Below are 11,268 nucleotides of genomic sequence, written 5' to 3' on the forward strand. Positions count from 1 at the left end.
AAGACTTTAAAAAAAAATCATGAGAATTAGATAACATGGAAAGTATATTAAGTTCAGGAGACACTGCGTGGGTACTTATTTCAACAGTTTTAGTACTTTTAATGAGTATTCCAGGTATTGCCTTTTTTTATGGTGGATTAGCAAAGAAAAAAAAATGTTTTGAATACCATGTTTTTAACTTTAATTGCATTTGCAATTGTAAGTATAATATGGGTTGCATACGGTTACCAATTTGCATTTGGTCAAACAATAAATGGTTTAATCGGATATCCTACAAATTTATTAATGAGTGGTTTAGGTGTAGATAATTTAACTGGATCAATTCCTTCATTTTCATTTGTTGCATTCCAATTAACCTTTGCAGCATTAACAGCAGCATTGATATCAGGAGCTGTAATTGGAAGAATGAAATTCTCCGCATGGATTGCATTTATAATAGTATGGATTAGTGCAGTTTATGTCCCAATTGCCCACTGGGTTTGGGGTGGAGGATGGTTAATGCAAATGGGAGCACTTGATTTTGCAGGAGGAACTGTTGTTCATATCTGTTCTGGTGTTTCAGCATTAGCTTTAGTCCTTCTACTTGGAAGTAGGAAAAATAAATCATTATTACCTCATAACTTAGGTTATACTGTACTTGGTGCAGCATTCCTATGGTTTGGTTGGATGGGATTCAATGGAGGATCCGCATTGGCAGCAGGAGGATTAGCTGCATCTGCATTACTTGTAAGTAATATTGCAGCAGCTACTGGATTAGTCACATGGGTAATTATTGATCAAATTAAAGAAGGTAAACCTACAGTTTTAGGTGCAGTATCCGGTGCAATTGCAGGTCTTGTTGCTATAACTCCTGCAGCAGGATTTGTAGATGTTGGAGGAGCATTAGTTATTGGTATTGGAGCTTCACTCGTTTCTTACTTCGCTATTTCATACCTAAAACCACGCTTTGGTTACGACGATGCATTAGATGTATTTGGAATTCACGGAATGAGCGGTATTTGGGGAGCAATTGCTACTGGAATATTTGCAGTCCCATTAATCAATGAAGCTAGTGGTTTATTATATGGTAATCCTGGACAAGTAACTATACAGCTTATAGCTGTTGTAGCAACTATTGCCTATGCATTTACAATGACTATAATAATTGGTAAAATTGTTGATTTAACCATAGGTCTTAGAGTAGACGAAAAACAGGAAGTCGAAGGATTAGATACTCACCTTCATGAGGAAACTGGATATAGATTATAGTTATAAATGAAATAAGTTATATTAGTATAAATTGATTATACTAATATTAACTAATATTAACTAATCAGATAAATCCCAATAAACAATTAGGAGATAAAAAATGAAAAGAGTTATAGCTATCATTCGACAAGAAAAATTTGAGGACGTTAAAAGCGCACTTGTTGATATTGGTTGCGAAGGTATGACAGTTAATGAGGTTAAAGGAAGAGGAAAACAATTAGGATTGAAAGAATCATACAGAGGATCTAATTATTGTATAGACCTCATTCCTAAAACACGTGTTGAACTTGTTATCAAAGAGGAAAATCTTGAGAAAGTTATAGAAACCATTGAAAATTCAGCTCGAACTGGAGAAATTGGAGACGGAAAAATATTTGTTTCTCCTGTAGAAGATGTAGTTAGAATAAGAACTGGTGAAAGTGGTAGAGATGCTATTTAATAGCATCTATACTTAAATCACTTTAAATAAGATTTAAAATAAGTTTTAAAAATTAGAAATACAAAATATTAGATATAAAATATTAGATATAAAATAATTTAAGGAAATTTAAGGAGATAAGTAATTATTATAGAATTATATATTCAGATTATCATATTATTAGCATTTGCATTAATTACTAATGTAATAATTAATAAAATAAGCAGAGGTAATAAAAAAGATTGTTAAATTATATTAAAGAATTAATTAAAAAATAAATAAATTAATAATTAAAAAATTAAATAATAAATAAAATATATAAATTAAAAATTAATATTTATAAAAAAATATATTTAAAAAAATAAATTAAATATATAAAAATTTAAATGAGTTAAAATAATATTGTATTTTTAAGTAAATGAATACAAATTATTTGAAACACTCATTTGATTCTTATTTTTATTCAAATAATCTAATCTTATATTTTTTACATATTTTGCTAAAGCTTTTGGTATTTTAAAGTAAATTCTTACACTAGTAGATTTACCAGGTTTTAAAGCTTTAAGATATGCAGTAGCAGTATATTTTTTAAGCTTAGGATGAACTTTACCAAATTTCTTTGGATCTTGATACCAAATTTTTATTTTAGTAGCTTTTGTAGATAAAGATCCTACATTTGATATTTTAACATCTAAAAAGCTAATGTATTTATTTTTATAATTTTTTTGACTTGTGTAACCTGCTGTAATTCCAGTTAAAGAAAGTTGTGGCTTGTTTGCTACATAGAATAAATAATACTTAGTCCCATTATTAATTTTTCCAGTACCATTACATGGTGTTCCAAATAAATCAAAACCAGTACATGTACCATCAAGATTTACTTTAATAAGATACCAACCACTTTTTTTATATGTATGAGATATCCAACCAGTACTTACTTTCTTAGTACCGTCACCAAAATCTATAGTTGCTCTTTTAACTTTTGTACCTTTCAAGTTAGTTACTAATCCTAATCCATCACCAGCAGTATTTATTACAGCTTTATATGAAATTTTTTTTCCTTTAGCTATTTGATAAGTATAAGCTTCATATTGTTTATATTTCTTAGGAATTTTATTTTTATCAATTGAATAAACTTCTTTATTAACATTCAAAGAAGTAAAACCATTTGATTCATCATTATTTACTTCAAATCCATTACTTCCATAACTACCAGCAGACGTGGTAGATATAGAGCATAAGATGAATAATGTAATTAATATTATAAAAATTCCAGCTTTAGTTTTATTAATATTCAAAATTATTGCCCTCCCTTAATAAATTAGAAAAAATTTTGAAAAAATATTTAGATAGTTTAAAATATTTAAAAAATATTTTAAAAATTTATAAAAATTCAAAAAAATTAAATAACATCTGAAATTTTATTTTCTAATGTAAATTATATTATTGATCCTATATAAAGTTATCTATTTTTAACATTATAATAATTTTAATAATAATGTGGATAATAATTCGAAATTGTTCATATTATCTCCTGACATATAAAACTTAATAATTAACTCATTAAGCTAAATCAATATTTTTAACTATATATAGTCCAAAATATTGTCTAAGTATAAGCCATATATTGAAATATTTTAATTATAATTCAAATGATTATCAAATGATTATCAAATAATATATAAACTACAAAAAATAAGATAAATATCAATGATTATTCTTAAAAAGACAAAAAGATCATGGGAGATGTATCCTATTGGAAGTCCAAAAGGGGCTTTAAATACAAAAAGAATTCCTGAATTTATAGGAATACTTAAATTTAATGAAACTCCCGATGATATGTCTATTAATAAATTTATAGCTAAATATCCTGATGAAGAGGAAAAATTACTACCCCCTGGAGAAGCTCTAAAACTACTTAAAAAACAAGCAGTATTTCTAGTTTCAAGAGATTCAAAAATGGAAAAATTTCTTAAATCTAATGATATTAAGGTTCGTTTTACCAAAATATGTAATCACTGTGGATTTGAAGGAAATATAACAATTATTAACACTAATTTTAGCTATGATTACCATGATCAAACTATTTGTAAAATATGTGCTGAAGACACTATAAAAAGGGAACTAAAACTTCATGGATATGATAAAAAATCTTATAAAAATTTTAAAAGAATTTTAGATAAAACTGGAGATTTAGATGAAGTTTTAAAAATAATGGATCCTAAATTTGATCCATTAGCTAATTCAAAATTAACATTATTTGATAAAATTACTGTAAAAAAATCAAAACTCCCTGAAATAGCTATAAATAGACTTAAAATTCCAAAAGATTTTAAAGAAGTTCTGGATATGGAAAATAATAAAAATCTTCTCCCAGTTCAATATTTAGCTATAAAAGAAGGGTTACTAAGAGATGAAAATTTACTTGTAGTATCAGCTACAGCGAGTGGAAAAACCCTTGTTGGAGAATTAGCAGGCATTCCTAAAGCAATGAAAGGTAAAAAGTTTATTTTTTTAACACCTCTTGTTGCATTAGCTAATCAAAAGTATAGAGACTTTAAAAAGAGATATGAACCGCTTGGACTTAAAGTTTCAATAAAAGTTGGAATGAATCGTATAAAAGCCAAAGAAGAATTAAAACTCCCTGATTCAAATGTTTCTACTGGAGATATTATTGTTGGTACATATGAAGGAATTGATTTTTTACTAAGATCTGGAAATTCCAAAGAATTAAATGAACTTGGAACTGTATTAATAGATGAAATACATACTTTAGATGATAAAGAAAGAGGAACTAGATTAAATGGAATGATTAAAAGAATTGAAAATATTTTTCCAAATACACAGATTATTGGATTATCTGCTACTGTAAAAAATCCTAAACAACTAGCTGATGAATTTAATATGAAATTAGTTGAATATGATCAAAGACCAGTTCCTCTTGAACGCCACCTTATTTATGTTAGAAATGAAATTGAAAAGAAAAATTTAATTAGAAAATTAATATTGAAAGAATTTCATAATAAATCTTCTAAAGGTTTTCCAGGACAAACAATTGTATTTACAAACTCTCGAAGAAAAACCCATCAAATAGCTGATTATTTAACTAGGAAAAGGATTAAAGCTACAGCATATCATGCAGGGTTATCCTATTTTAAAAAAGAAAAAATTGAAAAAGATTTTGCTAATGGAAAGATTTCAGCTGTGATTACAACAGCTGCTTTAGCTGCAGGTGTAGATTTTCCAGCATCACAAGTGATATTTGAAACATTGATTATGGGAAATGTTTGGATTACTCCAAATGAATTTTCACAAATGATTGGAAGAGCTGGAAGACCCAGTTATCATGACAGAGGTGTTATTTATCTTCTTCCTGAAGTAGCTAATAAATTTGATGGAGAAAGTGAAGAATCTATAGCTATTTCATTATTAGAAAGTGATGTTGAAAATGTTAACATTCAATATGATGAAAATGATTTTTTAGAACAATTGTTAGCTGACATATCCTCAAAATCATTGAAAAACATTCAAGAAATTAAAGATTTTTATAAAAATGTGAATATACCAATAGATATTGATAAAGCTATTGATGAAATTTATGATAAAAAATTTATTTCCATTGATAAAAATATTAAAAATAGAGTTTATTCTACAAAATATGGTAAAGCAGTGTCAATGTCATTTTTAGATATTGATAATGCAGAATTTATAAAAAAATCATTATTTAATTTGAAAAATTCTAAAAATACTTCAAAAATAAAGATTAAAACTAAAAAGAATATTAAAACTAATAATATTGAAACTAAAAATATTAAGAAAAAAAATAAAAAGGTAGATTTAAACTCAAAGATTATAAACATAGCTATTGAATTAGGATACTTTGAAAATGCATATCTATCACCAGTAGTACATAAACAGATTGTAAACATACTAAAAACAAATTTTTCTACTAGATTATTCTCAGATTCAACACTAGATATAATCTCATCTGGAGAAACAATTGGTAAATTAGATACTAAATTCCAAGAAGCTCTTTTAAAGATCCAAGTTGATTTTTTAAGATGTGAATGTAAAGAAAAACCATTTTGTGACTGTTTGCAACGAGGAATATCAGAATTTATAATTAAAGAAAGATTAAAGAAAAAAGATCCTATTGAAATTTCAAGGAAATTATTAAGAAATTATCAAATTCAAACATATCCTGGAGATGTTTTTTCATGGCTTGATAGTTTTATTAGAAATTTAGAAGCTATTGAAAGAATTGCTAAAGCGTATAATATGAAAAAACTTGTTGAAATATCTAACAAGCTAATAAAAAAAATTGAAAAAGGATAAAAAAAGATAAAAGATAAAAAGGATAATAATAAACTAAAAATCAATAAATATCAATACATAAATAAATTGTATTATATGATAATTAAAATATAATAATCAAAAAAAATATTTAGATTTAAGATTTTAGATTTAATCTCAGTTTTCTGAGAATAGAAAAATACTATTGATTAAGTTGAGAGAGATTTTAAATCAAATAATAAATTTCATATTCTCGTCAAACCTTTTAATTTTAAAAGAATATCTATTTAATAGAAATTCAAGTGTTTTAATCCTATTTGTTACTGAATTGTTAATTTTAATTATTTCTGAAATTAATAAACCTTGAAATCTTAAGATATATTGCATCAAAGATGCATTAATAATTTTCTTAAAACTAACATATATATTTATCTACAATTTTTAGATTATTATACTTTCAGAAAAAACAAAATAGAGAAAATAAAGAAAATAAAGATATAGAAAAAAATAAAGAAAAATAGAGAAAATAAAGAAAATAAAGATATAGAAAAAAATAAAGAAATTAATAAAAAGTTTTACCAACCTCTTTCTTGCATACGCTCATTTTCAGCTATTTCAGAAATTTCAACTCCTTTCATAGCTTCACCAAGACCTCTTGAAACATCAGCTAAAACTTCTGGTTTGTCATAATTTGCAGTTGCTTCAACAATAGCTTTTGCAAATTCAACTGGATTTTCAGATTTAAATATTCCAGAACCAACAAATACTCCATCAGAACCTAATTGCATCATCAAAGAAGCATCAGCAGGAGTAGCTACTCCTCCAGCTGCAAAATTTACAACAGGTAATTTTCCAATTTTAGCTACTTCTTTAACAAGTGGTAAAGGAGCTTCTATAACTCTTGCAAAATTTCTAAGTTCTTCTTCATTTTTACCTTGAATTTCACGAATTTCAGAAGTAACCATCCTCATATGGCGAACAGCTTCTACAATATTTCCTGTACCAGGTTCACCTTTAGTACGAATCATAGCAGCACCTTCATCAATTCTACGTAAAGCTTCTCCTAAATTTCTTGCACCACATACAAATGGAATTGTAAATTCTTTTTTATTAATATGATATTCTTCATCAGCTGGTGTAAGTACTTCACTTTCATCTATCATATCTACACCAAGAGTTTCTAAAATCTGAGCTTCAGCTATGTGACCAATTCTTGCTTTAGCCATAACAGGTATTGAAACTGCTTCAACAATTTCTTGAACTTTATTTGGATCTGCCATTCTTGCTACCCCACCAGAAGCCCGAATATCAGCAGGTACTTTTTCAAGAGCCATGACAGCTACAGCCCCTGCATCTTCAGCAATTACAGCTTCTTCAGCATTAACAACATCCATTATGACTCCACCTTTAGTCATTTTTGCAAAACCTTCTTTTAAAATATCAGTCCCTTTTTTCATAATATTCACCTAAATATTCACTTAAATATTCATTTAAATTTTTATTATAATAATAAATACAATATAATTAAATTTAATAATATTAAAACAATTAAATTCGTTTTTAAACTTTTAATTATTATTAATTATAATAATCTTCTATAAAATATGATTATACTATATTAAACCCTTAAAATCATATTAAACCATATTAAACATAGACTATATTAAAATTTTTTTATATTAATTATTTTAATTATATTAAACCCTATAAACCTATATTAGACCATATTAGATTTTTCATATTATTTAATATTAAAACATATTAAACTCTACAAAATCAATTAAAAATTCATTCAAAATTCATTCTAAATTAACTACAAATTCATTTATAGATTCATTTATAAATTAACTATAATATTAAAATATATATAAAATATAAATTAAAATTCATTTATCAATTTTTAATAAATTTATTTATAAAGTTTTAATCATAATAAGTTTTTTTCTTATTAATAATAAAACTTTCTAAAACAAGAAAAATTCAATAAAAGTAAGAAAAGGTTTAATAATGATAAAGATAAAATTTATAAATAATATTAAATATTGGTTTATATAAATTTGCTAAATCAATCTAATTTAATATTAATTATACTAATTATAATATTACTAATTATAAAATATTAATTATAAAATACTAATTATTATACTAGTTTAATAAAATTAAATTATTAACTATCGATATATAATTATATTATTTATTCTAATGTGATAAAATGGCAACAGGAACACTAATATTCTCACATATTATCCCCGTAATTTTAGGATTTCTCGGAGTTATATTGTTAATCTCAGGAGTTATGGATGATGAAAGAAATATAACAATAATAGGTGTTGTTTTATTTGTTATAGCTGCTTTCAGCCCATTTTTAGTCCTAAATTTAATGGTATGATATTTAATGATATATTTATTTGATCATTCTTTATAATTACCATTAAATAGTTTTATTTGTATTATTGTTTTTGTTTGTTACTGTAAATTCAATAGACAATATACATTCTATGATTTTTTTCTTTATTAAAATATCTTCCATTTTTTTAATTTTTCAAATATTACTCTTCATTAGCTATCTCTTTTTTTAAATACTATTTTTAACATATAATATACTATAAAAAAAATTCATATATGAATTTGTTTTAGAAGAATATTATAGAAGAATAGATTATAAATTATCAAAAAAATTGATAAAGCCATAAAATAATCATTCAAACAGGAAACACAAAAAACAATAAGTAATAAAAAGAAGGGATTAAAAATGGACAACAAAAACCAGATAAAAATATTTAAAGATCAAAAAATAAGATCAAAATGGAACAATGAAGAAGAAGAATGGTATTTTTCAGTGATAGATGTTGTAGGAGTTCTTAGTCAGAGTAAAAATCCTAAAAATTATTGGAAAGTGTTAAAACATCGACTTAAAAAAGAAGGAAGTCAGGTGGTTACAAATTGTAACCACCTGAAAATGCTTGCTCCTGATGGCAAATATTACAAAACAGATGTAGCTAACACAGAACAAATATTGAGAATCATTCAATCAATACCATCCCCAAATGCAGAACCTTTCAAAAGATGGTTAGCAAAAATAGGTAAAGAGCATCTGGATGAAATAGCTGACCCCCAATTAGCTATTGAAAGAGCTATAAGTAATTATCGTAAGAAAGGATATAGTGAAGAATGGATTACTCAACGATTAAAAACAATAGAATTGCGAAAAGAACTAACAGCTGAATGGGATAGGGCAGGAGTTGAAGAAGGTCTAGAGTATGCCATATTAACTGACGAAATAACTAAAGCATGGTCTGGAATGACAACAAATCAATATAAACAGTTTAAAGATATTAAAAAAGAAAACCTTAGAGATAACATGAGCGATGTTGAATTAGTATTAAATATGTTAGCTGAGGTTTCCACTACTCAAATATCTAAGTCTACAAACCCTGAGGGCTTTGAAGAAAGTAAAAAAATAGCTAATGAAGGTGGAACAGTTGCAGGTAATGCTAGAAAAGACTTGGAAACAAGAACTGGTGAATCTGTATTAACAAGAGATAATGCTAATAATCCAAAATTATTAGATAAAAATAAGAAAATTCAATAAAATTTCAATTCTATAAACTATAAAAACTAAAACTATTTAAAAAAAGAAAAAAATAAGCTGATTTAATAAATAAACCAACTTTTTAAAACATTTTATATTTTTTACCATTTTCTTCTGTATGTTGCAAAACCTAGAATAGCTAATATTAAAAATACAACAATTGGAATTCCAGTTTTTTTCATAGCTGCAGCTCCTGCTGTAGCTGGATTGTCATTAGTTTCATTGGTATCGTTTGTATCATTGTTGTTTTTTGTTACTGTAAATTCAATAGATACGATACCTTCGTTGAAATTATCGCCTCCACCTACTATAACAGTAATTGTATGTGTTCCATTCGTAAGTTTACTAGCTGGCACAGTTAGTGTTGCAATACCATTACTATCTGTAACTTTATGACCTACTGTTTTTCCATCTAAAACAAAATCAACAGGATGACCACTTACAGGATCTCCATCCTCATCAGTCGCATTAGCAACAATAGTAACAGAACCATCATCATTTTCAGTAACAGTAATAACTACACTAATATTACCTTTTTTCACGTTAAAACTAGCACTATTTGTAAATCCATTGTATACATTGTTTCCTGCCCAAAAAACAGAAACATTGATATTTCCAGTATATGTTGGTTTATAAGCTAAACTCCAACGACCATTACTATCAGTAGTCACATTATAAGCAACACCATCAACAGTAACAGTAACTTGAATATTAGCTAAAGGATTACCATTATCATCAGTAGCTATACCAGTAATATTAACTGTTTTACCAGTACGAGCATCATCTGGAACAACAATAGTTGAACTAGTATTACCTTTAGAAGCATTAAACTCCAAAAACACATACTGATCATCCACTAAAGCATCAATAGCATGTATTCCTTCACCAGGAACAGTGAATTGATAAACAAATAGATCATCAGTAGTAGTATTATAGCTTTCACCATTAAAAGTACCAGTAATGACAAAGTAAGGCAAGTTTTCAACACCCTCATTAGTAAGAGTAGTATTTAAAACTAACAAAGCAAAATCCAGTTTATCTTCAGGACGAATGTTATCTAAACTAGTGAGGTTAGTAATATTTAATATATAGTGATTATTAGTATCAAAACCGAAGATTTTACTACTAATATCATTTACTCCCCACCAATTATAATCAAAACTACTACCATCATCAATAGTTGTAAAATCCAAACCAATACTAGCAATTATACGATTATAATTAACAGTCAGATTAACAGAACTAGGACTATACTCTTCAAAACCAATACCTTTGTTAACTGCAAAAATAGTATTACCTTTAACAAGAATATCACTCAAAACAGCACCATCTAATGCAAAATAAAGACCAACATCATCACTTTTAAAAGTATTATTCAACAAAGACAAACCACTAAACTGATCATAGGAATAAATATACATAGCATAATCAATGCCAGTAATATTATTCCCAATAAAGCTCAAAATGGTGTTGTTGCTGCTGTATGCACCAGATCAACACCAGCCCATGTTCCTGTGATGTTGTTGTTGGAGAGGGTTATGGTGTTGTTGCTGCTGTATGCATACAGAAAAACACCATACCATGAGGTTCGTTTGATTTTGTAGTAGGAGAGTCTTATAGTGTAATAGATGATGTATGCATACAGAACAACACCATAACATTTTAATGTTATGTTATTGTTGATATTAATAAATTAATAGTTAACTCTGTAGAAAAA

Annotated in this window: 7 protein-coding genes and 1 pseudogene; 5 read left to right on the forward strand and 3 right to left on the reverse strand. The window is 26.5% G+C overall.

Translation table 11 applies throughout. From position 1 onward, the window contains the following. Positions 1–35: 35 nt before the first annotated feature. Positions 36–1,248, forward strand: a pseudogene (locus KQY27_RS03150) (ammonium transporter). Between the two features lie 100 nt (positions 1,249–1,348). Next, entirely contained in the window at positions 1,349–1,687 is a 339-nt protein-coding gene (locus KQY27_RS03155; protein ID WP_224425127.1) for a P-II family nitrogen regulator, read from the forward strand. Between the two features lie 389 nt (positions 1,688–2,076). Here the strand turns inward: KQY27_RS03155 and KQY27_RS03160 are convergent, their stop codons facing one another. Further along, the gene (locus tag KQY27_RS03160) at positions 2,077–2,964 is read right to left on the reverse strand and encodes a hypothetical protein (protein ID WP_224425128.1); all 888 of its coding nucleotides are present in this window, start codon (positions 2,962–2,964) and stop codon (positions 2,077–2,079) included. Between the two features lie 412 nt (positions 2,965–3,376). On the opposite strand from KQY27_RS03160, the gene KQY27_RS03165 reads away from it, so the two are divergent. Next, complete coding sequence (locus tag KQY27_RS03165; RefSeq protein WP_224425129.1) at positions 3,377–6,001, forward strand: DEAD/DEAH box helicase; 2,625 nt, start codon at positions 3,377–3,379, stop codon at positions 5,999–6,001. A gap of 533 nt (positions 6,002–6,534) precedes the next feature. Here KQY27_RS03165 and pdxS read toward each other — a convergent pair. Next, positions 6,535–7,416: a pyridoxal 5'-phosphate synthase lyase subunit PdxS gene (gene pdxS, locus KQY27_RS03170; RefSeq protein WP_255596609.1), complete on the reverse strand. Its 882-nt coding sequence runs from the start codon at positions 7,414–7,416 to the stop codon at positions 6,535–6,537. Positions 7,417–8,171: 755 nt separating this feature from the next. Between pdxS and KQY27_RS03175 the strand changes: the two genes are divergently transcribed. Together KQY27_RS03175 and KQY27_RS03180 are read left to right on the forward strand one after the other, a co-directional pair. Further along, the gene (locus KQY27_RS03175; RefSeq protein ID WP_224425130.1) at positions 8,172–8,348 is read left to right on the forward strand and encodes a hypothetical protein; all 177 of its coding nucleotides are present in this window, start codon (positions 8,172–8,174) and stop codon (positions 8,346–8,348) included. 363 nt (positions 8,349–8,711) lie between these two features. Next, positions 8,712–9,551 (forward strand): Bro-N domain-containing protein, encoded by an 840-nt coding sequence (locus KQY27_RS03180; protein ID WP_224425131.1) that lies wholly within the window; start codon positions 8,712–8,714, stop codon positions 9,549–9,551. 101 nt (positions 9,552–9,652) lie between these two features. Here KQY27_RS03180 and KQY27_RS03185 read toward each other — a convergent pair whose 3' ends face one another. Continuing rightward, complete coding sequence (locus KQY27_RS03185; protein ID WP_224425132.1) at positions 9,653–11,014, reverse strand: Ig-like domain repeat protein; 1,362 nt, start codon at positions 11,012–11,014, stop codon at positions 9,653–9,655. Positions 11,015–11,268: the final 254 nt, after the last annotated feature.

The organism is Methanobrevibacter sp. TMH8, assembly GCF_020148105.1.
Classification (GTDB): domain Archaea; phylum Methanobacteriota; class Methanobacteria; order Methanobacteriales; family Methanobacteriaceae; genus Methanobinarius.